The 25,097-nt window shown below is 48.0% G+C and carries 30 protein-coding genes and 1 pseudogene; 9 read left to right on the forward strand and 22 right to left on the reverse strand.

Annotation, left to right across the window (positions count from 1 at the left end):
• Positions 1-17: 17 nt before the first annotated feature.
• On the forward strand, positions 18-1,829 hold the full coding sequence (gene typA / locus ABXJ76_RS01365) for a translational GTPase TypA (RefSeq protein ID WP_432743392.1): 1,812 nt from the start codon (positions 18-20) through the stop codon (positions 1,827-1,829).
• 542 nt (positions 1,830-2,371) lie between these two features.
• Positions 2,372-3,256 (forward strand): DUF3014 domain-containing protein, encoded by an 885-nt coding sequence (locus ABXJ76_RS01370; protein ID WP_432743394.1) that lies wholly within the window; start codon positions 2,372-2,374, stop codon positions 3,254-3,256.
• A gap of 156 nt (positions 3,257-3,412) precedes the next feature.
• Here ABXJ76_RS01370 and crp read toward each other — a convergent pair whose 3' ends face one another.
• Positions 3,413-4,069: a cAMP-activated global transcriptional regulator CRP gene (gene crp, locus ABXJ76_RS01375; protein ID WP_432743396.1), complete on the reverse strand. Its 657-nt coding sequence runs from the start codon at positions 4,067-4,069 to the stop codon at positions 3,413-3,415.
• Between the two features lie 142 nt (positions 4,070-4,211).
• Between crp and ABXJ76_RS01380 the strand changes: the two genes are divergently transcribed.
• A complete protein-coding gene (locus tag ABXJ76_RS01380; RefSeq protein WP_432743398.1) occupies positions 4,212-4,628 on the forward strand; it encodes an OsmC family protein in 417 nt (138 codons plus the stop codon).
• Between the two features lie 5 nt (positions 4,629-4,633).
• Positions 4,634-5,440 (forward strand): adenosylmethionine decarboxylase, encoded by an 807-nt coding sequence (gene speD, locus ABXJ76_RS01385; protein WP_432743400.1) that lies wholly within the window; start codon positions 4,634-4,636, stop codon positions 5,438-5,440.
• Between the two features lie 124 nt (positions 5,441-5,564).
• Here the strand turns inward: speD and ABXJ76_RS01390 are convergent, their stop codons facing one another.
• The 8 genes and pseudogenes from ABXJ76_RS01390 to ABXJ76_RS01425 all read right to left on the reverse strand — a co-directional run bounded on the left by ABXJ76_RS01390 (position 5,565) and on the right by ABXJ76_RS01425 (position 10,046).
• Positions 5,565-6,767: a (Fe-S)-binding protein gene (locus tag ABXJ76_RS01390; protein WP_432743401.1), complete on the reverse strand. Its 1,203-nt coding sequence runs from the start codon at positions 6,765-6,767 to the stop codon at positions 5,565-5,567.
• Positions 6,760-7,257, reverse strand: coding sequence for a hypothetical protein (locus tag ABXJ76_RS01395; RefSeq protein ID WP_432743402.1), 498 nt, complete (start codon positions 7,255-7,257; stop codon positions 6,760-6,762). Before ABXJ76_RS01395 ends, ABXJ76_RS01390 begins: the two co-directional genes overlap by 8 nt.
• Before the next feature lie 51 nt (positions 7,258-7,308).
• On the reverse strand, positions 7,309-7,569 hold the full coding sequence (locus tag ABXJ76_RS01400; protein WP_432743404.1) for a hypothetical protein: 261 nt from the start codon (positions 7,567-7,569) through the stop codon (positions 7,309-7,311).
• Positions 7,562-7,762, reverse strand: coding sequence for a hypothetical protein (locus ABXJ76_RS01405; protein WP_432743406.1), 201 nt, complete (start codon positions 7,760-7,762; stop codon positions 7,562-7,564). Before ABXJ76_RS01405 ends, ABXJ76_RS01400 begins: the two co-directional genes overlap by 8 nt.
• A gap of 69 nt (positions 7,763-7,831) precedes the next feature.
• Positions 7,832-8,369: pseudogene (locus ABXJ76_RS01410) on the reverse strand (REP-associated tyrosine transposase).
• Positions 8,370-8,443: 74 nt separating this feature from the next.
• A complete protein-coding gene (locus ABXJ76_RS01415) occupies positions 8,444-8,671 on the reverse strand; it encodes a type II toxin-antitoxin system RelE/ParE family toxin (RefSeq protein WP_432746409.1) in 228 nt (75 codons plus the stop codon).
• Positions 8,672-8,739: 68 nt separating this feature from the next.
• A complete protein-coding gene (locus tag ABXJ76_RS01420; RefSeq protein WP_432743408.1) occupies positions 8,740-8,916 on the reverse strand; it encodes a type II toxin-antitoxin system ParD family antitoxin in 177 nt (58 codons plus the stop codon).
• A 35-nt stretch (positions 8,917-8,951) separates the two neighbouring features.
• Positions 8,952-10,046, reverse strand: coding sequence for an RNA-guided endonuclease InsQ/TnpB family protein (locus ABXJ76_RS01425; RefSeq protein ID WP_432743409.1), 1,095 nt, complete (start codon positions 10,044-10,046; stop codon positions 8,952-8,954).
• Positions 10,047-10,439: 393 nt separating this feature from the next.
• Here ABXJ76_RS01425 and ABXJ76_RS01430 point away from each other — a divergent pair, with 393 nt between their 5' ends.
• The 3 genes from ABXJ76_RS01430 to ABXJ76_RS01440 all read left to right on the forward strand — a co-directional run bounded on the left by ABXJ76_RS01430 (position 10,440) and on the right by ABXJ76_RS01440 (position 12,629).
• Complete coding sequence (locus tag ABXJ76_RS01430) at positions 10,440-11,036, forward strand: TetR family transcriptional regulator C-terminal domain-containing protein (protein WP_432743411.1); 597 nt, start codon at positions 10,440-10,442, stop codon at positions 11,034-11,036.
• 59 nt (positions 11,037-11,095) lie between these two features.
• Positions 11,096-11,368 carry a DUF4242 domain-containing protein gene (locus ABXJ76_RS01435; RefSeq protein ID WP_432743413.1) on the forward strand — a complete coding sequence of 91 codons (273 nt, stop codon included), beginning with the start codon at positions 11,096-11,098 and terminating at the stop codon, positions 11,366-11,368.
• 85 nt (positions 11,369-11,453) lie between these two features.
• Positions 11,454-12,629 carry a YncE family protein gene (locus tag ABXJ76_RS01440; RefSeq protein ID WP_432743414.1) on the forward strand — a complete coding sequence of 392 codons (1,176 nt, stop codon included), beginning with the start codon at positions 11,454-11,456 and terminating at the stop codon, positions 12,627-12,629.
• A 233-nt stretch (positions 12,630-12,862) separates the two neighbouring features.
• Here the strand turns inward: ABXJ76_RS01440 and ABXJ76_RS01445 are convergent, their stop codons facing one another.
• Complete coding sequence (locus ABXJ76_RS01445) at positions 12,863-13,051, reverse strand: ComEA family DNA-binding protein (RefSeq protein WP_432743416.1); 189 nt, start codon at positions 13,049-13,051, stop codon at positions 12,863-12,865.
• A 53-nt stretch (positions 13,052-13,104) separates the two neighbouring features.
• Here ABXJ76_RS01445 and ABXJ76_RS01450 point away from each other — a divergent pair.
• Positions 13,105-14,275, forward strand: a protein-coding gene (locus ABXJ76_RS01450; RefSeq protein WP_432746411.1) for an IS630 family transposase whose coding sequence is annotated in 2 segments (ribosomal slippage) — positions 13,105-13,574 and positions 13,573-14,275 — 1,173 coding nt in all. Because the reading frame shifts where the segments join, the coding sequence is not laid out codon by codon here.
• A gap of 223 nt (positions 14,276-14,498) precedes the next feature.
• Complete coding sequence (locus tag ABXJ76_RS01455) at positions 14,499-14,729, forward strand: helix-turn-helix domain-containing protein (RefSeq protein ID WP_432746413.1); 231 nt, start codon at positions 14,499-14,501, stop codon at positions 14,727-14,729.
• 284 nt (positions 14,730-15,013) lie between these two features.
• On the opposite strand, the gene ABXJ76_RS01460 is transcribed toward ABXJ76_RS01455, so the two are convergent.
• The 12 genes from ABXJ76_RS01460 to ABXJ76_RS01515 form a co-directional block, all read right to left on the reverse strand.
• The gene (locus tag ABXJ76_RS01460; protein ID WP_432743418.1) at positions 15,014-16,027 is read right to left on the reverse strand and encodes a lytic murein transglycosylase; all 1,014 of its coding nucleotides are present in this window, start codon (positions 16,025-16,027) and stop codon (positions 15,014-15,016) included.
• Between the two features lie 73 nt (positions 16,028-16,100).
• On the reverse strand, positions 16,101-16,598 hold the full coding sequence (locus ABXJ76_RS01465) for a bifunctional adenosylcobinamide kinase/adenosylcobinamide-phosphate guanylyltransferase (protein ID WP_432743420.1): 498 nt from the start codon (positions 16,596-16,598) through the stop codon (positions 16,101-16,103).
• The gene (gene cbiB / locus ABXJ76_RS01470; RefSeq protein WP_432743422.1) at positions 16,595-17,491 is read right to left on the reverse strand and encodes an adenosylcobinamide-phosphate synthase CbiB; all 897 of its coding nucleotides are present in this window, start codon (positions 17,489-17,491) and stop codon (positions 16,595-16,597) included. The genes ABXJ76_RS01465 and cbiB overlap by 4 nt, the downstream gene beginning before the upstream one ends.
• Positions 17,491-18,891, reverse strand: a complete 1,401-nt coding sequence (locus ABXJ76_RS01475; RefSeq protein ID WP_432743424.1) for a cobyric acid synthase — start codon at positions 18,889-18,891, stop codon at positions 17,491-17,493. The genes cbiB and ABXJ76_RS01475 overlap by 1 nt, the downstream gene beginning before the upstream one ends.
• A gap of 93 nt (positions 18,892-18,984) precedes the next feature.
• A complete protein-coding gene (locus ABXJ76_RS01480) occupies positions 18,985-20,157 on the reverse strand; it encodes an aminotransferase class I/II-fold pyridoxal phosphate-dependent enzyme (protein ID WP_432743426.1) in 1,173 nt (390 codons plus the stop codon).
• Complete coding sequence (cobC, locus tag ABXJ76_RS01485) at positions 20,158-20,808, reverse strand: alpha-ribazole phosphatase family protein (protein WP_432743428.1); 651 nt, start codon at positions 20,806-20,808, stop codon at positions 20,158-20,160.
• Positions 20,793-21,590 (reverse strand): adenosylcobinamide-GDP ribazoletransferase, encoded by a 798-nt coding sequence (locus ABXJ76_RS01490; protein ID WP_432743430.1) that lies wholly within the window; start codon positions 21,588-21,590, stop codon positions 20,793-20,795. The genes cobC and ABXJ76_RS01490 overlap by 16 nt, the downstream gene beginning before the upstream one ends.
• A gap of 5 nt (positions 21,591-21,595) precedes the next feature.
• Positions 21,596-21,886 (reverse strand): type II toxin-antitoxin system RelE/ParE family toxin, encoded by a 291-nt coding sequence (locus tag ABXJ76_RS01495; RefSeq protein ID WP_432743432.1) that lies wholly within the window; start codon positions 21,884-21,886, stop codon positions 21,596-21,598.
• Positions 21,883-22,095 carry an addiction module protein gene (locus tag ABXJ76_RS01500; RefSeq protein WP_432743434.1) on the reverse strand — a complete coding sequence of 71 codons (213 nt, stop codon included), beginning with the start codon at positions 22,093-22,095 and terminating at the stop codon, positions 21,883-21,885. The genes ABXJ76_RS01495 and ABXJ76_RS01500 overlap by 4 nt, the downstream gene beginning before the upstream one ends.
• A 133-nt stretch (positions 22,096-22,228) precedes the next feature.
• Positions 22,229-23,263, reverse strand: a complete 1,035-nt coding sequence (cobT, locus tag ABXJ76_RS01505; protein WP_432743436.1) for a nicotinate-nucleotide--dimethylbenzimidazole phosphoribosyltransferase — start codon at positions 23,261-23,263, stop codon at positions 22,229-22,231.
• Complete coding sequence (bluB, locus tag ABXJ76_RS01510; protein ID WP_432743438.1) at positions 23,254-23,907, reverse strand: 5,6-dimethylbenzimidazole synthase; 654 nt, start codon at positions 23,905-23,907, stop codon at positions 23,254-23,256. Before bluB ends, cobT begins: the two co-directional genes overlap by 10 nt.
• A gap of 83 nt (positions 23,908-23,990) precedes the next feature.
• The gene (locus ABXJ76_RS01515; RefSeq protein WP_432743440.1) at positions 23,991-25,091 is read right to left on the reverse strand and encodes an NAD(P)/FAD-dependent oxidoreductase; all 1,101 of its coding nucleotides are present in this window, start codon (positions 25,089-25,091) and stop codon (positions 23,991-23,993) included.
• Positions 25,092-25,097 lie beyond the last annotated feature (6 nt).

A 25,097-nucleotide genomic window follows, 5' to 3' on the forward strand; every position in this document is an offset into this window, starting at 1 on the left:
CCTTAGAGACCATAAAAGTGATCGAAAAATTAAGAAACATTGCAATTATTGCCCACGTTGACCACGGTAAAACAACTCTGGTTGATAAATTATTGCAACAGTCCGGCACCTTTGCCGCTCATACTAAAGTGACTGAGCGCATGATGGACTCCAACGATATCGAAAAAGAACGCGGTATCACCATTCTGGCCAAAAACACCGCGCTGGATTGGAACGGCTATCATATCAATATCGTCGACACCCCAGGCCATGCCGACTTTGGCGGCGAAGTGGAGCGGGTATTATCGATGGTTGATTCGGTATTGTTGCTGGTTGATGCGGTGGACGGCCCTATGCCGCAAACCCGTTTTGTCACGCAAAAAGCCTTTGCTTTGGGCCTAAAACCCATCGTTGTTATCAATAAGATTGACCGTCCAGGCGCTCGCCCTGATTGGGTTGTGGATCAAACGTTTGACTTGTTCGATCGTTTGGGCGCAACCGATGAACAACTGGATTTTCCCATTGTGTTTGCCTCGGCAATCAATGGCTATGCCGGTTTAGAACATACGGTTACCGGCGGCGATATGACTCCGCTGTTTGAAACAATTGTTTCCAAGGTCAGTCCGCCGCCCGTTAACATCGATGGCCCTTTCCAAATGCAGGTTTCCAGTCTGGATTACAACACCTATACCGGCGTTATCGGTATTGGTCGTATTCAGCGCGGCAGCATCAAGCCTAATATGCCTCTGGTTATTGTTAATAGAGACGGCGTTGAACGTAAAGGGCGTATGTTGCAGCTTTATGGCTTTCACGGTCTGGATCGCGTTGAAGTTCAGGAAGCGCGTGCCGGCGACATTATTGCTTTTGCCGGGATTGAAAAGCTGGAAATATCGGACACCATCTGCCATCCCGATACCGTAGAAGCCATGACGCCGTTATCGGTTGATGAGCCAACGGTATCGATGACTTTTCAGGTCAATAACTCACCGTTTGCAGGGAAAGAAGGCAAATTTGTCACGACCCGCCAAATTCGCGACCGCTTAGATAGAGAATTACAGCATAACGTCGCGCTAAAAGTTGAAGATACTGCCGATCCGGATAAATTCCAGGTATCGGGTCGCGGCGAGCTGCATTTATCGGTATTGATTGAAAACATGCGCCGCGAAGGCTTTGAAATGGGCGTATCGCGCCCTGAAGTTATCCTGAAAGAAATTGACGGCAAAAAGTGCGAGCCTTTTGAAATGGTCACCATTGAAGTGGAAGAAATCCACCAGGGTACCATCATGGAAAAACTGGGCGACCGTAAAGGTGATTTAACCAACATGGTTCCAGACGGCAAGGGCCGTATTCGTCTGGAATACATGATGCCGTCACGCGGCCTGATTGGCTTTCAAACCGAGTTTATGACCGCCACTTCCGGTTCCGGTCTGCTGTACCATGTATTTGACCATTACGGCCCGATGAAACCCGGCGAAGTCGGTAATCGTTCGCGTGGTGTGCTGATTTCAATGGTTGCGGGCAAAGCCGTCACCTATTCACTGCATCCGTTACAAGAACGCGGCGAATTATTTTTGGTCAATGGCGATGAAGTCTACGAAGGCATGTTAGTGGGCTTACATTCACGCACCAATGATTTAACCGTCAACCCCTGCAAACCGAAACAATTAACCAATGTTCGCGCGTCAGGTACCGATGAAAGTTTGGTGTTAGCCAGAATTCAGAAAATGACTTTAGAGCAGGCGCTGGAATTTATTTCCGAAGATGAGTTAGTTGAAGTCACGCCAAAATCGATACGCTTGCGCAAGAAATACTTAACTGAAAATGAGCGTAAAAGATTCGCTAAGAAATAAGCTAAGGATTTAGTATTCATTGGCTTGCCTGAGTGGGCAAGCCAATAGTCAGCTCTCTAGTGTTACTGTCAAACAGCAACATCAATCCAATAAAATTCACGCCCCTTACCTGTATTCATGCAGGGAAAATCATTTTAGTTATGGCTTGCATTTAGCGCCCATAAACGCATTCATTAGCTTTCGAAGCAGCTCTCAGCAGGTGTTTTTCAACGCTGTGCTCAGTGAATTACCCCGACCTGACCTAAAGGACGGAGCTTCTAACGTCAACGGCACGAGCAAGAACAGAGAATTTACGTCCCCTGGCTTGGCTAACAGTGCCTCAGCTAGCAGTACCGGCGATTCCCGCCGCTATGGAAGTATCATGCTAACTTAGGGCGACTAGCGCCATCAGCACGAAATGAGCATACAACTCTGAAAAAGAAAAATCAAGAGCATCCTTACATCCCCGACCTGAAGGAAGCGGCTTTACTGACAAACTGATAAACGGCCTACTGCAAATAAGTCTATAATTTCTGTGGGTTCATACACTTGAGGTTTTAATCATGAATCGATACCAGCAAGTTAACGATAAAAAATCCGGCCGATCCGTCATCCCGGTGGTCATTATTTTGATCACTTTGGCCGGTGTTGCGAGGTTCTATACTGAATATCAGCAACATAGCGCTGTATCAGGCGCTAAGACGCAAGCTCTGGAGCTGCCTTTAGTGACGGATGCAATTGATCCTCTTGCGGACGGTGCGTCGATAATAGATGAGATGACTACGACAGAAGCCGGGATTGATAATATTGAAGCCGGGATTGATAATATTATAGAGCTGCAGCAGGATAACTTATTTGTTTTGCCTGATCTTGAGCACAGTGACGCCCTGTTGCGACAGGAAATTGAGGGTATTTCTCCTGCGTTTTCCGAGTGGCTGAATGTTGATCAGCTGATCAGGAAATATGTTGTTATGGCTAACGATTTTTCGCAGGAATTGCGACTTGAAAAGCATTTGCGTTTTCTTAAGTTGGAGCAACCGTTTACAGTCGATCCGAATAATGAAAGTTCGTTTATTGCCATGAAAAGTTATCGGCGTTATGACCGGTTGGCAGCGGCAATCAATGGGATGGATGTACAGGCAACGCTGACGGTATATAAAAAATTCAGGCCGTTATTGTTACAGGTTTTTAGCGAATTTAGTTATCCGGTTGAGTACAGGTTGGACGATATTTTAACCAAAGCGGCGGCAGTCATTCTTGCTGCGCCTGTGATGGACGGGAAAATTGCAGTCGTCAAGCATGCGGTAAATTATAAATTTGCCGATCCTCAGCTTGAGGTATTAAGCCCAATACATAAGCAAATGCTGCGTATGGGGCCTGAAAATACCCGTATTATTCAACATAAACTGCGCTCGCTGGTTGAAGGTTTGGTTAATCTAAAAGAATAGCCCTTGTTTTAATCGCAAAGCCAATTTTGAAGCAACCAAAGCCAGCTTTGGATTCCAGGAAATGCGGAGTTCAAAGCTGGCTTTGAACGTACGGTACTCAGCAGCACATTTGTAACAGGTAAGAGCGCGGTGAGTCATTGCACCAATAGTCAGGTGCTACCTTGTCCCAAATACGACGATAGTTTTACCGTGCGCGGTAATGAGTTTTTTATTTTCCAGTTCTTTTAAAACGCGTCCGGCCATTTCTCTTGAGCAGCTGACCATGCGACCGATTTCTTGTCTGGAGATATGCAATTGCATGCCGTCGGGGTGTGTTATTGCCTCAGGACCTTTACACAAATCCAGCAAGGTTCGGGCAATTCGCCCTTCTACATCCATAAAGGCCAGATCGCATAAATTGCGGCTGGTATTTAATAGTCGCATCGATAATTGTTCGCCCAGCATGAATAAAATATCAACTCCATGCCCCAGAAGTTCTTTTTTTAACACCTGGCGCAGTCGTTCGTAGCTTATTTCGGCCAGTTGGCACTCGCTACGTGTTTTAACGCTGACTTTTCGCGTTTCAGTCAATTTAAAAACACCAATTTCACCGATAAAGTCATTTTTATTCAAGTAAGCGAGTATCAGTTCATGCCCGCTTTCAGCTTCTTCAGCACAAACACTAACTGACCCGGCTATGATAAAATACAGTCGGTCGCCGGTATCGCCAGGCCGGATAATAGTGGATTTGGCGGGATATTTTTTGATATGGCAAAAACGTAGGAAATGTTCCAGCGCTTCTTTATTAGCGGGTTTTTGGGCTTTAAGTGTCATAGCGACAATTTATCTATTATAAGTAATGGGGTAAATACGGCTAACAATGCAAGATTGTAACAAAAAAATCAACATTGTTACTCTGGCAATAAGCATTTTTATGCTACTCTATGCGTCATTTTTAACCTGGAAAATAAAACGCATGCAAGTAACAGTCAAATGGGTCGATGGCGTGATGTTTGTCGGCGAAACCGGCAGTGGACATGCTGTTGTTATGGATGGTCCTCCAGACCACGGCGGTCGTAATATAGGTATGCGACCCATGGAAATGCTTTTATTGGGCGTGGGCGGTTGTTCATCTTTTGATGTGGTGCAGATTTTACAGAAAGGTAGAAATAACCTGGTTAACTGCGTTGCCGAGGTTAGCGCCGAACGGGTCGATGCTATCCCGAGCGTGTTTAGCAAAATACATCTGCATTTTATCGTTACCGGCCATGATTTAAAGGCATCGGCTGTTGAAAGAGCAGTAAAATTATCCGCAGAAAAATATTGTTCTGCATCCATTATGCTGAGCAAGGCAGTGGAAATCACCCATGATTTTGAAGTTATTGAGGTTTAACTACTTTGAACAAATTGCAATTACACGGCTTTAATAATTTAACAAAGTCACTGAGTTTTAATATCTATGACATCTGTTATGCGCCGGCTGAACAACAGCAAGCTTATATCGAATATATCGATGAAGCTTATAATGCCGATAAACTAACCCAAATCCTTAAGGATGTCGCCGAAATTATCGGCGCACAGGTTCTTAATATCGCTCGCCAGGACTATGAACCCCAAGGAGCCAGCGTTACCATGCTGATCTCCGAAGGCGAAGCACCGCCGCCGCCCAGTATGAATAGCCAATCGCCTGGCCCCTTGCCGGAAACGGTGCTGGCGCATCTGGATAAAAGCCATATTACCGTGCACACTTATCCTGAAAGCCACCCTGATAACGGCATTAGCACTTTTCGCGCGGATATTGACGTCTCCACCTGCGGTCGGATTTCGCCGCTGAAAGCGCTCAATTACCTGATTCACAGCTTTGAATCCGATGTGGTGACCATGGATTACAAGGTGCGTGGCTTTACCCGCGACATTTCAGGCAAAAAACATTATATCGATCATAAAATCACGTCTATTCAGAACTATATTGCTATAGATACGCAAGAAAGTTATCAGATGATCGATGTGAATGTGTATCAGGAGAATATTTTTCACACCAAAATGATGCTCAAGGAAACCGAGCTGGAAAACTATTTGTTCGAGAAGGAATGTAACTTGTCCGCCGAGCAAAAAATGAAAATAGAAAGTAAGCTGCACAAGGAAGTGACGGAAATTTTTTATGGTCACAATTATCGTCAACGCTATGAAGAAATTATGCCCTGATCTTAATTTGTAGGGGCGAATTCAATTGCCACTGGGCGGCTAAAGCCGCCCCTACAGTTACAGGTACCCGTTATTTCTAAATTGACTAAGTACTAGGCTCTTCGTGATTTATTGATCAATCTGATTATTTTAATTGCCGTGCGATTAAGGTAATCGGATGCAGCACTTCCAGCGTTATTCCACGCTCCCTGAGTCCCGCCGCTATATGCAAAGCGCAACCTATGTTGGAGCTGAGCAGATATTCCGGTGGTTGCGTTAACGCGGCTGTTAACAGCTCACCCAACAAGGCATCGGCCATTTGCGGATGATCCAGCATATAACTGCCCGCTGAACCACAGCATTGTACCGTTGCAGGCAGTGGTGATATTTTAATATCGGGGATTTGTTGCAGTAACTTTAGCGCTCCTTGCTCCTCGCGCATCACGTTTTTTAACGAACACGGTGTATGCAGGCACACCGATGCAGTCAATGGCAGCAGTTGCTCGCTAAGATTACAGCCTGATTTGATTAAAAACTGACTGATATCAACTACTTTTCCGGCAAACTCAGTCTGTTGATATTCCTGCATCTGACTGCCGCAACCGCTGGCGATAGTGACTATCGCATCCAGGTTGTTATCGGCAAAAGCACCGCAATTGGTTGCCGCCAGGCGATCGTAAGTTCCTTTATCGCCATCATGCAAATCCAGTGCGCCGCAACAGCCTTGCCGTTCGGGTACGGAGACATTAAATCCTGCTGCGGTTAATACCTTGATGGCCGCATTGACGGTCTGATGATCCAGCAAAGCTCCCATGCAGCCGATAAACAAGCCTACGTTGCCCCTGATTTCGGTAGTTGCCGGATAATGCGGCGCCAATGCTGTGGGCTCATGATAATCGGGTAATAGGCGATCAACTTTGTCCAGTCTTAACAATCCGGGCAAGTTGAGCGAGCGGGCTATTTTTTGCAAGCGAGTGGTTTGGTAAAGCCTTAAACCCGATTGCGCCAGACGCGCGGCGGTTTTGTTATGGGAGACTTTTTTTAATAGCGACACCGACAGCGTCGCATCGCGTTCTTCCCTGATTTGTTCGCGAAAATTGTTAATCAAGCGTCCATAAGGCACGACAGCCGGGCAAACCCGTTCACAAGAACGGCATAACAGACAGTTGTCGATATGCTCAATCAGCTTTTTTGAGGTGTCCAGGTGTCGGCCTGCCCAAGCCTGAATTAACGCAATGCGCCCCCGGGGAGATTCGTTTTCGTTTTGGGTTTGAGTGTAGGTGGGACAATGCGGCAGACATAAACCGCATTTAACGCAGATGTCAGCGTCGGCTAATAAATTATTCATGGTGTTGTACGGTGATTGCGTTAATTATTTCAGCGTATTCGTCCAGTTTCGGGCGATATAAAAACAGCCCTAGGGCGGACAGTCCGGTGAATATATACAAGGTATTGAAACCGTCGCCTAATACAAACATAAGCAAGCCAAAAACCCCGACAACTTCTATCAGCGACATCGAAACGATAACAGTCGCCAGGTAACGGTTTTTTGCCAACGCAACCGCTCCCTGCGTGGCATGAGCATGCGGCATGGTTTGATTCAAGCGCAGCTGAATGTGCCGGATCAGGTTAGTCAGCGGAAAGGTCGCAATCGCAACAATATACAATACAGTTCTAATCAGCACCCGCTGAGCTTCGGGCAATGGTTGTCGCAGCTGTTCGCCGATGGTATGACAAACAATAATATAAGCCGCCAGCATGGTAAACATCATGCCCACAATAACCCAGGGCAGGACAAGATCGGATTTTAAGTGTTCGCGATTAAGCGGGTTGTTCACGTTGATTCCTGTTAAGTGAAGAGTGCCGACTATGATAGCAAACCGTTGTTGTTATGGTGCCTGAATTTGCCACGGATCAAACAAAGTCTGCATAAAAGCATCAACGGTTTTATCCACCACCTGTTTGCGTTGATTCTCGATGACGCCGCCCCAATGGCTGGGTATAGTGATTTTTTTGTCCCAGTCCTGCACTGATTGATTAGCCGTGGCTTTAGCGGTATCCAGTTGCGTAAAAGTATCTGGCGGCAAGATTTCTGATAGGTATTTTTGGGCAAAATGTAACGCCAATGCCTCTGCGGTTTCTTTATTCATAATCATATTGTTGCGGCAATTGCAAAGATTCTGGAGCATCATCGCCTACGGCGAACGGGGCTTTGCCTGTCCACTCCACTGAATACTGGCCAACGCGGCGCTTGCGTTCCAGGGTTTTGCTGACGACTTGACGTAGACAATCGAGCATGGCTTGTGTGTCCGGGCTCAGGGTTGGATTTGTGGGGTCGCTCATGATTGAGCCTCCTGCTGCAATAGCGTGAAAAAATCAGCACCCTAGGATGTGCCGACGATAGGAGGCGCATCATTCGCGTTCACCGGCATCAAAATCAAATTTGCCTGAGTGCCCCCAAGTAACCGGATAAACACCCAATCTGACAAACTTGTGAAAACTTGAATGAGGCCAATCCGTAACGTGAGGCGCCGATCCGTGCTTAACTGGATTCCAATGAATATAAATCGACATGGCGGTTAAAATCGTCCTGACCCATTATCAAATGCGCCCAAAAACGACGTTGCCATAAACCGCGTTCCCGCCGTTTACCCCGGCTTTTTGAAATCCTTTCACCGGTATCAATATGCCGGGAAAAATACCCTTTGATTTGCCCCCAGCGCATTGAGAAATCAGCGTCATCGGATGGTAACGTCCAGATACAATGGAGATGTTCAGGCATAACGACGATCGCATCGATATGAAAAGGATGGCGCTTTTTAACTTCAGAAAACGCCATTCGCAATAAATCGATATTCTCAAGCAATAACCGATTATTCCCACGTTGAGCAAGATTGACCGTAAAAAACCAAGTAGCACCCGGAATATAAAAACGTCGATAGTCAGTCATCGGATTCCCCCTTTAAGTACGATTTACGCGAATGATGCGCCGCACGTTGTTTGGCGCATCCTATGGCTATTGCGTTACATTAACCGGTCAATGTCCCGCGAACCATGAAGAACCCGGACAATATCAATGCCCTGTTCAAGCGGAAAATAGAAAATGAGGTAATGCCCTACGGGGTGACTGCGCAATCCGGTTATCAGCTCGTTTCGGCTGATGCCTAGGTGTGGGTGCTCGGCCAGTGCTACGCAGGTTTGCTGAATTCGATCAAGAAATTTGTCCGCATTGTTTGGGTTGTCCTGCGCGATATGCTACCAGATTTCTTCAAGGTCGTTTTCGGCTTCTGGGCGTTTTAAGCAAGCTGACATTATCCTTTTCAACCTTGTACGGGTTGCGCCGCCAGTCGCCCACGGCCTCGTTTTTTAATATCGTCTATATCCAGTGACGTTGCCGAGCCGCTATTGATGCCTTGCTGAAGGTCACGCTTCAATTCTTCAAGCCGCAGTTCACGCAACTGATCACGCTCTTCCATCAGGCGCAAGGCTTCACGCATGACTTCGCTGACTGAGTTTTGACATCCTCCCCGACCTAAAGGAAGGGGATTCCTACCGCTAGACGCTTATGCCCAAGCGCGAGAATGTTCTTTGCCGCATGAATATCTCTATCATGCGTCGTGCCACACTCGGCACACGTCCATTCTCTTATTCCAAGTCCTGCTCTACCTTTCGGACTACTGGCGCTTATGCAGCCGCAGCACGAACAGGCTTGAGTAGTGTACGACTCGTTGACCTCTATAAACACGCCTTGCGTCCTGATGGACTTATATTCAAGTTGTGTTTTTAGCATCGCCCAGCCTGCATCTAAAACGGATTTCGCCATTTTAGTTTTCGCAAGACCGGACGCGCTGACGTTGCCAACGACAATTAAACTGTTTTCTTTAACTAATTTGTTGCTGAATTTGTGGATTGCATCCTTGCGTCGATGCTTAATCTTGGCGTGAATCGCCTTAATGCGCTTTTTATCCTTAGCTCGTTGCGCGATGCCCAGCTTCATTTCGCTGTTGCGATAGCAATCTTGACGCGCCAAAGTATCGCCATTGGAACAGGTAGCTGTGGTTTTTAAGCCAAGATCAATGCCGATTTGACCACCTGTCGCTGGCCTTAGCTCAACGTCAACATACACCACGATATTGAAATACCACCGACCGCGAGCATCCTGGCTAAAACAGCCGGAACGAAAATCAAACTGACTTAAGCCGTAGCTACCCCAGACCTTGAAGTACTGACCGGCATAGCGGATTTGACCGTTAACCCATTTTGCTGCTCCTGACTTAAACGGAACCCAACCTAATGCGCGTCTGGCTCCACCGGAGCACCGCCAATTCAATTTGTTTTTCTTGAATTGCTTTCTGGCTTTGGCATGAACGGCAATAACTTCTTGAACTGCCGTCGAGTCGATGATCATGCCGCGTTCTTTGCGGATGCCTTTTAAGTCTTTCATCAACTCAAACGCGGAGGTGCCACAATTTATGTAGCCGACTTCCGGCACAGGAACCCATGAAAATTCATCAGAATAGGCATTAGCAGCATTCCAGACTTGATTCGCATCAAAAGCCATGCGATTTAACACGATAGCGTGTTTATCGCGGACTCTGACTGACAAGGTTCTGATTACGGGTTTCATGGTCGCCAACATACGGCCTGTCGATTGCGCTGTCAAAAAAAATCAAGAGCACACCTTACATCCCCGCCCTGAACGACGGGGCTTTACGGTGCTTTTTGGTAAAGGCCGCTTTCGACTTTGCTTTTTACTAACGCTTCAAAATGAGGGTTCAGGGAAATGTTCATGGGTTAGTGTCTCCGCTTGCACTATATTGATTGATAACCAAGAATAACAATTATTGTTATTGAACGCCTCATTTTTTTAACCGGGAACTGCGCGTTGATATAGTGTAGCAATCCCCGGAAACGTCACCACGCGCTACGTTTGGGTGGTCTTATTCCGATCTATTACTCTACTACGCGGAAATAAAAAAACCTTTTGACAAGTTGAGACAACCGGTCGTATTATTGCGCCATGATTGCAATCACAAAAAAACAAATCAACCGCGAAAACCTGTTAAATCAAGGCGTAACCTTGCTGATGGAGCAGGGCTATCACGGCACCGGACTGAAAGAAATTCTGGATGCGGTGCAAATCCCCAAAGGCTCTTTTTACAATTATTTCGGCAGTAAAGAAAATTTCGGCGCGGAAGTCATTCAGCATTATATCGAGCCGTTTATTCAGCAATTGACCGGGCATTTACAGCAATCTGAAAATGACGCGCTCGGTGCCTTGCAACGCTATTTTAATGAGGGGATTGTCGAGCTGGAGAAGGTGAACTTCAAAGGCGGTTGCCTGTTGGGCAATTTAATGGGCGAAATCGGCGATACCAGCGATCTTTGTCAAAAATCCCTGCAAGCTGCGGTCAACCGCTATCGGGATGTATTGCAATCAGGTTTGGCCAAGGCGCAACAACAAGGCACGGTAAGAACCGATAAGTCGGCTGAAGACATGGCCGATTTGCTGGTCAATACTTGGCAGGGCGCTTTATTAAGAATGAAAATCGAAAAATCGTCGGCACCGCTTAAGCAGTGTTGTCAGGATTTATTAGGGGATTTTTTTAAAGCGTGATTCCGATTGCGCTTTAAAAAGCAGCCCCATTATTTTTTATCATTAATCAGGAGATACAGATGCCAAAATATATTATCGAACGCGAAATCCCCGGCGCAGGTTCATTGGCTTATCGCGAGTTACAAAACATTTCCCAGAAATCATGCGGCATTCTTAGCGATATGGGCCCCAAAATCCAGTGGGTGGAAAGCTACGTAACCGACGATAAGATCTATTGCGTCTACATCGCACCGGACGAAGCAACGGTTAGAGAACATGCCGAAAAAGGCGGATTCCCGGCCAACCGCATTTCCCAAATCAGATCCATGATTGATCCTACCACTGCAGACTGATCCAGTAGTCTATCAATACTTACCGTAGAAGGAGACCGCTCGGGGCGCCCGGTCGGTCAATTCAGTAATAATCAGAGGAACTACGATGACGACAAAAATGTTAATAAAAACGGCCCGCTCTTTGTTTGTTTGTACCGCGCTGCTTAGTCCGGTGCTGGCGCAGGCGCAAATATTGACGATGGTTAATTACGAAAGCAAACCGGGCCAAACACCGCGACGTGAAGGCATTGCGATTATCGATGTTGATCCTACCTCGAAAGGTTTCGCTAAAATTCTTAACGATATTCCATTGCCGACTGATTTAGTCGCCCATCATATCTTCTACAACAAGGATCTTAGCAAAGCTTACATTACCTCTTTAGGTAACGGCGCGCTGCACGTCATGGACATGACTCATCAGCCTTACCGCCCCAAAAAAATCGATGTGCCTGACTGTAAGGTCGGGGAAGACTTGATTTTCTCCGAAGATCATAAGACCTGGTACATGACCTGCATGGGTTCAAGCAATGTCATCGTCGGCGATGCGCAAACCGACAAACAGATCAAGGTCATTGCCGCCGATGCGGAAAACGCTTTTATCCGTTATCCGCACGGTATCAGCATCAATAACGACATCGACCGCATCATGGTCACCAGCACCGTGCGTCCGTCGGATTTGGGTGATGCGGGCGAAACGGTAACCGTTATCGAAGCTTCCAGCGGCAAGGTGTTATCCAGCCATAAACTGTCCGACAAACCTTCGCCTTCCGGTTCTGCACCGGTAGAAGCGGTGTTTCTGCCTCACTCCAATCCGCCGCTGGCCTACATCAACACCATGTTCGGTGGCGGACTGTGGACGGGCATCTGGAATGCTGACAACAAGCATTTCGACTTTGAGCAAGTGTTCGACTTTAACACGGTAAAACAGGGCGTGCCGTTGGAAATTTACTTCAATGACAAGCATGACCGCATGTACATCACCACAGCCAATCCCGGTCATTTCAATATTTTCGACATCAGCGAGTCGGTGTTGAAACCGAAATTGATCAAGGCTATACCAACTGCGGGCGGCGCTCACCATGTGGTGCTTTCGCCGGATGAGCAGTATGCCATCGTGCAGAACAGTTTTTTAAATCTGCCTGATATGAGTGACGGCTCAATCAGCGTCATCGATTTGAATAAGCAGGAAGTCATCGCCACCATCGACACGCTGAAAAAACAAGGGCTTAATCCTAACAGTATTATCATGATGCCGAGATGGCATCACGATACTGCGCATTAAAAACGGCGTAGAGGTGTAGGCTACCTACGAGTACCCTCACTGCTATTAAGTTAAGGACGTGGCGTTACGTGGGCGCGAATTTATTCGCGCAGGGCTGCTAAATGCGCGCCCACACTGTTCAGTCACAGCCTAACTTAATGGCACTGACGTGTCCCTACATAATTTTTCGATAGGGAGTAAAAAACATGATGAGTCACGAGAAGGACTTTTATCCCGATTAAACGAACCATCAGTTAAGTACAGGTTAAAAATGGCGAAAATACCAAGACAATTGCGAAATCCCAGCTTCCAGTAAAAACCAGATGCCATATAGATGAATAAGGCCCCATTGTATTTCGGTAGGAAATGAGGCTATCAACAAGCCAGGCATTAATCCCAGGTACCGTGAGCAATTCTTCCCTGCTTGCAATATTGATATTCAATGGAAAGCTAGTACTCAGTCAGCATTGTTATGTCGGTTGATAGTCCCCATATGATGATTATTTACATTAATGGAACTGGGAACTGGCAATTGTCGAAAAAATACATTGTACGACTAACAGAAGAAGAGCGCACTGATCTGGAAACTTTGATTCATAAAGGAAAAGTGGCGGCCCACAAAAGGCTTCACGCTGAAATTCTGCTCAAGGCAGACATTAGCGAATTGGGCGGAAAATGGCTGGATAGTCAAATCAGTGAAGCCTTTGGCATTTCAACTCGCACAGTTGAGCGAGTCCGGGAAAGATTGGTTCAAGAAGGTTTAGAGTCAGCCTTAAATCGGGCGAAGCCGATCCGTGTTAAAAGTCGGGTTATTGATGGTGAAAAGGAAGCCCATCTGCTGGCGTTAGTTTGTGGAGACGCCCCTGAAGGGCGCAGTCGTTGGACATTGCGTTTGCTTGGACAGCGTAGGGTGGAACTGGGCCATGTGGAAAGCGTATCGCACGAAACGATCCGGCAAACACTAAAAAAATGAGCTGAAACCTTGGCAGAATAAAGAAGGGTGTATTCCGGCTAAAACCAATGCTGAATTTGTCTGCGCTATGGAAGAGGTACTGGACGTTTACAAACGCTCGTATGATCAAACTCATCCCCTGATTTGTATGGACGAAAGCAGCAAGCAACACCTTAAGGAGACACGTCAGCCGATACCCGCAAAACCAGGTACCGTTGAAAAGTACGATACCGAATATGAACGTAATGGCGTGAGTAATATGTTTATGTTCTTTGAGCCGTTAGCGGGTAAACGACATGTGCGGGTAACAGACCAAAGAACGGCTGTGGACTGGGCGCATCAAATTCGCAACCTGGTCGATGTGCGCTATCCTCGCGCTGAACGCATTACGTTGGTTATGGATAATTTGAACACCCACACGGGCGCCTCTCTTTATAAGGCATTCGAACTTGAGAAAGCGCGAAGAATTTTGGATAGATTGGAAATACACTACACACCCAAGCATGGGAGTTGGTTGAATAGGGCGGAAATAGAATTGAGCATCTTGTCTCGCCAATGTTTGGATCGGCGCATTCCAGACCAAGAAACATTAAAAAAGGAAATCGCATCATGGCAAGAAAAAAGAAATGCTACCGCTCAGCCTATGGAATGGCGATTTACTAATGAAGACGCTCGGGTAAAATTGAAAAAACTTTACCCGACATTAAAAGAATGACTGAGTACTAGGCTTTCAACAGCACCTTCAAGGTCCGGCTATCTATTCGGCTATCGCCTTATTGGACAGTGCTGTCTGCAGGGTTCCAAATATTGTAAAGGCATGTTCTTCGCAGCCGGAATTTGGTCTAAGCCTTGCTTCGGCAGAAGCTAACGACAATATGCTGACAGAGATGTATCTTACCAATATCATTCATCGCAGTGCGCGTGAAAGGATCGCTTTTATGGTGTCAGAACTTTATCATCGACTCAAGCGGCGTCACCTAAACAGGGGATACACCATTCAATTTCCCTTAAAACAAGAAGATATAGCTGATACGCTCGGACTTACAACGATACATGTAAACTGCACTCTACATGCGCTGAGAGAGGATGGCTTGTTTGAGATACATAAGCATGAACTAACCATTCTGGATTACGACGCCCTTTGCACTCTGGTTGGATCTGAAGTTTGAACTTACCTCAGAACGTGGTTTAAAAGTGGCGAATAAAATAGGCTATTTTCGCCATGTCTAAAAAAAGACAAGCCACTTTTGGGTAATTGTGGCTTGAGTGAATCCATGTGGCTATTTTAGCCTGATTTTTAAGGTGTTGCCTTCGACATCGACTAATGAGAAATTACGATTAAACCTATCATTGCACATCAAACCGACTGAATAGGTGGGCAATAACCTCTACCTATTTTGCAAAACATCTTATTGCAAACAGATGTTTTTTTTGCGCGTTGCCTAACCACCCGCTACAAACGCCGCTGTTTAATCGCCTGCGCCAATTGATGCACCGCCATCGCGTACTTATCACTGTTATTGTATTTCTTGATGACTTTAAAATTGGGGTGTATATGCCAGTATTCGCTACCATTGCTGGCACTCAGTTCAATGATTGGGCCGCCCCTATACGCTTGGGTTGGTTCCGCTACCGGCATGTTGTGTTGCCAGCCGCTATGGGAAAAATAATTCGCTACACTGCCAATTGCATCGTGCTGATCCCAGAGATTACGATGTCCATCGTTGTTGAAATCAACCGCTAGCTTGCGGAAACTGCTGGGCATAAATTGCCCCAAGCCCATTGCACCAGCCCAGGAGCCAACCGGCTTAAGCGGATCGTAGTCTTCTTCGCGGGTCATCAGCAAGAAATTTTCCAGTTCCGTGGTAAAAAATTTGGCGCGTCGTTGGGTGTCAAATGACAGCGTGGTTAACGCATCTAACGTATGCGTTTTTCCGATATTACGCCCAAAAAAAGTTTCTACGCCGATAATCGCAACAATATATTCGGGATCGACACCGTAAGTTACGCTGGCTTTTTGGATAGCATCGGCATTGCTGCTCCAAAAGTCCACACCATGAGTGATATGTGCCTCGGTAATAAATTGCTGGCGATAGCGCGTCCAACTGCCCATTTTTGGGCGAGCAGGTTTGGGACCGGAGTATGGCGGCGGATTTTCCAGGCGAATAACATAATCCAAGCGCTTGGCCTGTGAAAACAAGCCGTTCAAATAGCTTTCCGAAAAACGATGTTTAAGCACCATATGCCGGATAAAGTTCTGCACCGGCAACGAACTGGCGTAAGTTCCGGTTAAGCCCGGCGCTTGATATTCAGGGGTATGTTCGAGAATAGTGCTGGTATTGGTATTGGTATTGGTATTGGTATTGGTATATGGCGCATCGGTTTTAACGGCCGGATTGCTGGCGCATCCGGTCAGCGCTAATGCCAAAGCCAATTTGGATAAGCGTTTGTAGCCTGTATTTTTCACGGGGGCCTCTTTTGTGGTTAAGCGATGTCGGGTAAAATTGTAGCGCGGCTTTAGCCACTCTACAATTTGGTTTCTATTTCATTTTCATCTTCAAGCCAGCGCTGCAAAAATACACCTGATCGCAGTGTTGTCCCATTAATTGGGCGGCTTTGCCGGACAGGTCTACAAACTGCCGGGCCAGGCGATTGTCGGCGACAATGCTTAGCCCGACTTCGTTGTGTACTAAAACCATGTTACCGGTTAACTGTAACACTGTGTCCAGCTCCTGCAAAATGTCCTCCTCGGGGATTTGGTGATAAAGCTGGTTGTTCAGCCACATCGACACACATTCAATCAGCACGGGCCCCCGGCATTTTTGCACGGCTTCAAACAGCTTAACGGGTTCTTCCAGCGTGACAAATAAGTCTTGACGGCGCTGTTGATGAATCTGTATACGCGCTTGCATTTCGTCATCAAAAAATTCTGTCGTCGCCAGATAGTAAGGTTTTTCCGTTGCCGCCTGCTCTAAAATAAAGGCTTCCGCTAACCGCGATTTGCCGCTTTTGATGCCGCCTATGAATAGTGTTTTCATGACAGCACCACTCCTATTGCCAATAGAGCCAGAATCATTATATTTATGCCCATTTTCATTTGCAATGCTTGGTTTAATGCGGATTTATCGACCGGATGGATAGGCAAACCCAACGTGGGTTTATGCTTGACTTGGCCGTGATAACGGGCATCGCCGCCCAACGCTACGCCCAACGCACCGGCCATTGCTGCAATCGGGTATCCGGCATTGGGGCTTTCCATCTTTTTGCTGTCGCGCCGTAGGCATTGCCAGGCGCGTTGTTTGTCTGTTGCCAAGGCAACAATCAGTAAAGCGGTCAGCCGGGCAGGAATGTAATTGGCTATATCGTCGACTATCGCCGCCGTTTTGCCGAAATAAAAATAGCGTTCGGTTTTATAGGCAATCATCGAGTCTAGGGTATTGATGGCTTTATACACGGCAAGCCCCGGCAGGCCGAACAACAGCAGATAAAACAGCGGCGCAATCACGCCGTCGCTAAGATTTTCCGCCCAGGTTTCAAGGCCGGCTTTATAGATTTCGGTGTCGCTCATGTCTTCGGTATCGCGGCTGACCAGATAGCGTAACGCCTGCTTGGGTTGCTTGGCGGTTAACAGTGCGGCGACGCTTTCGTGCAGCATATTCATGGCCAGACCGGTGGAGGCAAGCACCGCCAAAACCAGCAGCGACAACCCCTCCGGCAAAAGGCCGCACAGAGTAACCAGCGTGACGCTGATCAATAAGGTCAGTGCGATTAAGCCGGTCACCAATAGTGCGCCGGGCAAAATACGGTCGCGGTAAAAACGCCGTTCAAATGCGGAAATAAAATCACCCATCCATGCCACCGGGTGTTTGCAGGGGAATTCGCCAAAAAATAGATCGACAAAATACGCCAAAATCGCCAATTCAAAAAACATCAGTCCGCCTGTAACGCCTGCAAAATGGCGGCTATGTCCAGGTTTTCCGCGACCATATCGGCAAAGCCCTGAATTTCGGCTTCGCGATAATGTCCATAGCGATAGCCCTGATACTGCGGATTAATGGCCTTAAAGTAATCGCTACGAAACGCATCGTGATCAAAAACGCCATGCACGTGAGTACCGCAAAATAGACTACTCTGATAATACAATGGGTACTTATCCATGCGTCCGCAATGGATTTCATAACCTTGAATCTCGGCGTATGAAAACAGCGAATACTGTCCGCGTGCGAGTATTTTAGGGCTTTGATAAAACACCCTGTCGTCGATAAAATTCAAGCCTGTTTCGACAATCGCAGTTTCATACTCAAGTGCATCAGGATCATGCAAACTCTGACACAGCATTTGATAGCCGCCGCAGATGCCGAATACCGGCTTGTTGAACTGCAAAAGTTCCTCGAACAAGCCCTGACTTTTTAGCCATTGCAAATCGCGGATCACGGTTTTGCTGCCCGGCAACAGCACCATGTCGAAACCTGCCAGCGGACGGTAGGCGTGGATCAGTTCGACATAAAGCTCGGGATCGCCCATCAACACATCGAGATCGTTATAATTGCTCAGGCCCGGATAGGCGATCACCGCGACGCGGATTTTGGCATCAAGCAGACGTTGCTGGTAATTGCGCAGCGACTGGGAGTCTTCCATGTCGATATTCAAGGGCTGAAACGGCAGCACGCCCAAAACGGGAACGCCGAAGCGCGTGGTGATGATTTTTTCGCCCTCGTCGAAAAAGCGCCGGTCGCCGCGAAACTTGTTGATCACCACCCCGATCAGATTGCTGCGCATGACCGGGTCCATCAGCTCCAGGGTGCCGTAAATCGAGGCAAAAACCCCGCCGCGTTCGATGTCTGCGACCAGGATATTTTTGCTGTTGAAACTGTTGGCGACAAAGGTATTGGACAAATCCTTGTTCAATAAATTCAACTCGACCGGCGAGCCTGCGCCTTCTGCGATGATCAGGTCATAGTCCTGCTTGAGCGCTGAAAACGCCCGCTTGACCTGCTGTTTCAGGTTGTCGATTTCAGCATAATAAGTCGCAATCGACTGGTTTTGATAAACCAGGCCGTTGACAATCACCTGCACCGAACCGTTGCCGTGCGATTTAAGCAATACCGGATTGAACAGGTAACTCGGCTCGACGCGTGCGGCCTCGGCTTGCAGGCATTGTGCCCTGGAAATTTCCCGGCCTTCTTTGGTAACCGCCGAATTATTGGACACGTTTTGCGCCTTAAACGGTGCGACTTTTAAGCCCTGGTCGGCAAAAATCCGGCACAAGGCCATGACCAGCGTGGTTTTTCCGGCATCTGAACTGGTGCCGAATACGGCTAATGGTTTCATTGATGTTTATTCAAAAGTTATATGCACCACGAAGGACACAGAGGACGCGAAGAATAAATATATAACGCTTCGTGTTCTTCGTGCCCTTCGTGGTTATTTTTTAATGTTCTCAAAGCTGTAGGCAAGCCGGGCTATCGCCTGTTCATCCTTGACCGCAAAACGCACATGACTTTTATCCAGGCCTGCAAAATTGTCGCAGACGCGGATTAAAATCAGTGAAGATTCTAATTGCGTCTGCAACTGATAACCATCACCGTCGTTTGCCAAGCGCGCCAGCAGAAAATTGGCCTGTCCCGGATAAATCTTGTCGAACAATCCTGAATCTTGCAGTGCCTGATGCAGCAAACCCCGTAAATGCGCAGTCTGCTGACGGGTCTGTTCGATGAATCCGGTATTTGCCAGCGCCTGCTGCATGTAGGCCATATCCAGGCTGGATAATTTCCACGCCGGTTCAAAGCGTTGCAGCGCTTTGATCGCCGCTGTCGCCGCCAGGATAAAGCCGATGCGGATACCGGCGCAGCCGTAAAATTTGCTCAACGATTTGATCAGATAAAGTTTGTCGTAATGCCTTATGTGTTGTGCAACCGAATCGGCCTCTGGCTGCATCGGTTCCCTACCGATTGCGACACTTCTGACCTCCATGGATGGAGGAAATGCCGACGACTGCCGGGAGCAGTCGCGGCCACCATCCCTGGCAGTCGGTCGCATCGGTTCCCTACCGATTGCGACACTTCCGCCATCCCTGGCAGTCGAAAAGTCCAGGAACGACTCGTCGATGATAATGGTGCAAGCTGCCGCTTGCCATGTTGCCAGCAACGCTTGCAGATCGTAAAGCTGACCGTCCGGCGTGGACGGATTAACAAAAATCACCGTGCTGTGTGCGGGAATATCCGCCATAAGCCGACTGAATCGGTCGATGTAATGCACCTTGCAATCCAGTTCTTCGGCAATATGCGCATATTCGCCATACAAAGGCGCATACAAAACCAGGTCTTGCGGCTGCAAATTACGCAACAAGGCGAAAATAGCCGCACTCGCGCCGTTAAACAGTTCAATATCAACGCCAGACGGATAAGGGTAGCGCTGCTTGATCGCCTGTTTTAACCCGTTGTAATCAGGGTCGGCATAAGGCCCGAGCTGCACCTTTTGCAAACAACTTAAATCGACCGCCTGCACCGGGTTGATATTGGCCGAAAAATCCAGCACCTGTTCCGGCAGGCAGCCGATTTTGCGGGCAAACTGATAAATATTGCCGCCGTGGTTCATTTATAAATTGATGTATTCGACGTAAAGATAATCGTCAACTTGCCGCAGTTTATGCGCGGAACCGGAATCAATCCGCAGTTGAAACGCATTGGCTAAGGGCAGGTTTAAAGCATGCGCCAGCAACGCGCGGATAACGCCAGCATGGGTTACCACCAAAACCTGTTCGGCTTCGCCTACAGGACGTAGGCGAGGGGCGTGAGCAGGAGCTTCGGCCGACTGCACGGATGCAGGAGGTAGAGCAACGCATGGAGCAGTTGCCGAGGCTAATAAATCCTGCCAAAAGCTGCCTGCACGCTGATATAAATCTTCAAAATTTTCTCCTTTTGGCGGCGCGGCAGTGACAAAGTTATTGGTCCAATGCTGCAAAACATCGGCGTCAATGTCGTCAAAGCGCCGGCCTTCCCAGTCACCAAAATTAAGTTCCAGTAAACGCGGATCGGTGGTTACCGTGTCTGAAAAGGTTTCAGCCAATTGCAGGCAGCGCGTTAACGGACTGCTGAAAACTTTACAGTTATCGTTAAACTCGGGCAGTTTGTCATGCAGTTTTCCCATTTCGTCAGCAAAACTCGCCGCCAAGGCAATATCGCTTTGCCCGTAACACAGCCCCGGATCGGTAGCGGTTTGGGTATGACGAATTAAATAAATATCCATAAGGCACTCACGCTTAAATAAAAAATAGTCTCGGCAACTTGCTGGCTTGCGCCCAGACAATCGCCGGTATAACCGTCGATACGACGGCAAAAATAACGCCCCAAAAGGATAGTCGCCAACAATACGGGGACAATGGCCAGTGCAGATAATACCGGCAGTAACGCCAGAGGCAATAAGGCAATGGCGGTAGCAACAGCCAGTTCCTGACAATCGGGTTGATAAACTGCCCCCGAGGCTTTGCTGTCATTTCCGCGCGCGTAAGTGTAACGCTGCATCAGCAACAGCGGCGACAAGCGGCTGATGCTGTGCCCGGCCAGCAACACTAAAGGCACGGCAGAGGCAGGCATTGCGGCCAGCAGGCTAATCTTCAGCAACAGCATTAACAGCAGTCCGAGCAAGCCGTAAACGCCGATATGGGAGTCTTTCATGATCTCCAGGATGCGCTGTTTATTGATGCCGCCGCCGAAACCGTCGCAGACATCGGCAAAGCCGTCTTCATGCAAGGCGCCGGTCAGCAAAATCCCGGCGATTAGCGCCAGGATGACCGCCGTAGTCTGCGGCCAAAGCAAGTCAGCCAGGTAAAATACCAAAGCGCAACTGCCGCCAACCAGCCAGCCGATCAACGGCAAGTAAACGGCTGCCTGAGGCAGCTGTTTGTAATCCAAGGTTTGAGAATGGGGCAGGCGGTCGCATCGGTTCCCTACCGCTTGCGACACTTCTACCATCCCTGGCAGTCGGGTGTAGAAGCTAAGGGCTAACAGGAATAATTTTAGATGGGGCATGGTTGTTATGCGTTATTTATCCAATAGTCTGGTTTTCGATGCAAGTGAGCCACGGCGATTATAATAATTTTATCCGCATTTATGCCGTATAAAACTCCGTAAGGAAAACGTTTAATCAAGCAACGCCTTACCTCTTTTTCAATCAAAATATAAGACTCGGGATAACGAATAATTCTCCTGATTGCAGCATCAAATTCATTTAAAAACTGTACACCTAAATCTTTCTGTTGAGTTTCATACCATTCAAAAGCCAGATCCAATTCAGTTTGTGCAGCTTTAAGAAATTCGATTTTCACTTGTATTTTTGCATAACCGCTTCATAACTTACTGTGTTTAGCTCACCTGCTTTATAGGCCTGCCATCTTTTTTGCGCTTCTTCACGCCAGATAGCATCGATTTCCAGATTAGGTGTATCCAAATCGGCAAGTAATAATTCTGCTAAACGTAATTTTTCTAATGAGGGTAAATGGCTAATCTGTTGGTAAAGCTCTTGGCTGTTAAGCATAGTTGTGTCTCCGAGAGTTTTGAGAGAAATTATCTTGATCCCGTGCAATACGTGGGGACAAGAAAAATGATTTTAAAGCAAGCAAACGGTTCAAGGTAAAAAATCTTTCGCCTTGGACCTTTCACCTGCTTTATCAACGATCAACTCCGGCCTCGGCAAAGGTAGCCATTTCATTCAAAAACACCACCGCCGATTGCACCAGCGGATAGGCCAGGGCAATGCCGGAACCTTCGCCTAAACGCAGCTCCATATTCAGCAAGGCTTTTGCCTTGAATTGGGTTAACAGAGCTTGATGACCCTGTTCGCTGGAAACATGGCTAAACACGCAATAATCCAGCACGTGAGGATAGAGTTTATAAGCGACCAATAACGCCGCACTGGCAATAAAGCCATCGACCAAAATAAGCATTCCCCGTTCTGCGGCTTTGAGATAAGCGCCAACCATCATGGCGATTTCAAAACCGCCAAAGGTCGCTAATACGTCTAAAGGTTCTGTCGCGCTTTTATGCTGGGTTAACGCCTGCTGCAATACCGTCAGCTTATTTTGCAACTGCTCGTCATTTAAGCCGGTGCCCCGGCCTACGCATTGCACCAATGGCATATCAAGCAAGCAATGCATCAGCAACGCCGCAGATGACGTATTGCCTATGCCCATTTCGCCAAAGCCGATGCAGTTACTGCCGCTTTCGTATTGATGCAAAACCTGGTCTGCTCCCGCTTGCAGGGCTTGGCTGCATTCCTCGGAAGTCATCGCAGCTTGGGTTAAAAAGTTGCGCGTGCCTTTGCCAATTTTTGCCGCAATCAACTTGGGATGGCTGTTCAAATCGGCGTTGACTCCGGCATCGACAATCAATAAGTCTATGTGGTGTTGCCGGGCAAAAACGCTAATCGCAGCGCCACCGGCCAAAAAATTGGCGATCATTTGCGCGGTCACGCTTTGCGGATAAGCGCTGACCCCGGCTTCAACAATGCCGTGGTCTCCGGCAAAAATGAGGATGCACGGCTGGTTTAATTTTGGGGTCAGGCTGTTTTGAATCAAGCCGATTTGCAATGCCAGGGATTCCAATTGCCCCAGAGAACCTAAGGGCTTGGTTTTCTGGTCGATTTTGGCTTGCAAGGCGGCGTTAAGCGTTGCTTTGAGCGGGGGGATGACAAAATCTAGCGGCACGACGCATTCCAAGTATTTTCAAATAATAAATCTTTAAGGTCTTTACGCTTCGCCCAGTGCTCCTGTTCCAGCATCGGCTTAGCGTAAAATTTATCCACATGGCCTAAACATAAAACCGCGAACGGCTGGCTGTCTTCAGGCATGTTTAGCAGCGCTTTCAAGGCTTCCGGCTCAAACATCGACACCCAGCCCAGGCCTAAACCTTCCGCACGCGCCGCCAGCCACATGTTTTGTATCGCGCAGGCCAGTGACGCCAGATCCATTTCCGGCAAGGTGCGACGGCCAAAAACATGCTGCTCCCGCTGCTCGCACAAGGCGGCAACCAGCACTTCCGGGCATTCGAGTATGCCTTCCACTTTCAACTTCATAAATTCGTCTGCGCGTTCGTCTAAAGCCTGGGCGGTGCGGATGCGTTCCTGTTCGACCAAGGCATGGATAGCTTTGCGCAACTCAGGGCAGCTGATGCGGATAAACCGCCACGGCTGCATAAAACCGACGCTGGGCGCATGATGCGCAGCATCCAGCAGACGGTATAGGACTTCGGCAGCGATGGGGTCGGGCAAAAAATGGCGCATATCCCGGCGCTCATAAATAGCCCGGTAGATGGCCGCGCGTTCCGCGTCAGAGTAACGGTTTTGGGACATGTTAATAAGTGAAAGGCGAAAAGTGAAAGCTGTTCTTTTCGCCCTTTGCCCTTCGCCTTTGGCCTAGATACATCTACTTTGTGTCAAACATTATACGGATGAACTGCCTCAAAACCATGCACTTTGGCTTTGGTGGTAAACGCCGGCGGTGTCCAGTTGCCCTGTTTTTGTCCGGCCAGAAATTCAGCCAGCCATAAGGCCTGATTGCGTATCGGCAAAATAAAAGCATAAAGCTTGCCGTTCGGCAATTCGGCGACATCGCCCAGCGCGTAAATCGATTCGTCACTGGTCTGCAAATAGGGATTAACTTTGATGCCGCGACCTGTTTCCAGGCCTGCAAGTTCAGCCAATTCAATGCGCGGCTTAAATCCGCAGGCGACTATCAGGCCGTCAAACTCGGTGGTCACCTCGGTTCTTACGCAAACCTTGTCTCCGGCAATCGCTCCCTGCGTTGCTCTCGGCAATTGCTCCATGCATTGCTCTACCTCCTCCATCCATGGAGTCGTACCTCCTGCATCCATGCAGTCGTCTTTTTTGATAAATTCCTGCACAGCCTGGTTTAACAATACCTTAACGCCGGAGTCCTGTAACACCTTCAGCAACAAAGTCGAATCTTCGGCCGCCAGTTGACGCTCCATTAGCCGATCCATCGCATGAAACAGGGTAACATTATCGCCCGCCATCGCTAAATCGGACGCGACTTCACAACCGATTAAACCGCCGCCGACAATCGCCCAGTGAGTCTGGTGGTTTTGATCTAAAAAACCTTGCCGAAATTGTCGCAAGGCTTTTAAGTCGACTAGGCTGTTCAGACAAAAAAACAGCTTTTCATACGGTCTGAAGGGTGGCGGAATAAACGCGGAAGATCCTTGCGCAAGTATCAGTTTGTCGTATAACAGCGTTTGACTGCCAAGTATGGCTATGGATTTATCGACACGATTAATGGCCGTTACTTCGGCGTCGCAAAGCACTTTGATATTGTTTTGGCGCAGTTTGTCAAAGGGTTTCAGGATGATGGACTGCTCAATATCGGCCTTGGTGAAACCGCGCGACAGCAGCGGCCGCGAATAATAACCGTCATGCTCCCTGGTTACCAAGGTAATGTCATCGTCGGCCGATAACGCGCGGTACTTCTCGGCAAAGCTGACGCCGGCGACGCCTGAGCCAATGATAACAATGTGCATGCTGCT

Source organism: Methylobacter arcticus (assembly GCF_050917435.1).
Lineage (GTDB): Bacteria > Pseudomonadota > Gammaproteobacteria > Methylococcales > Methylomonadaceae > Methylobacter_A > Methylobacter_A titanis.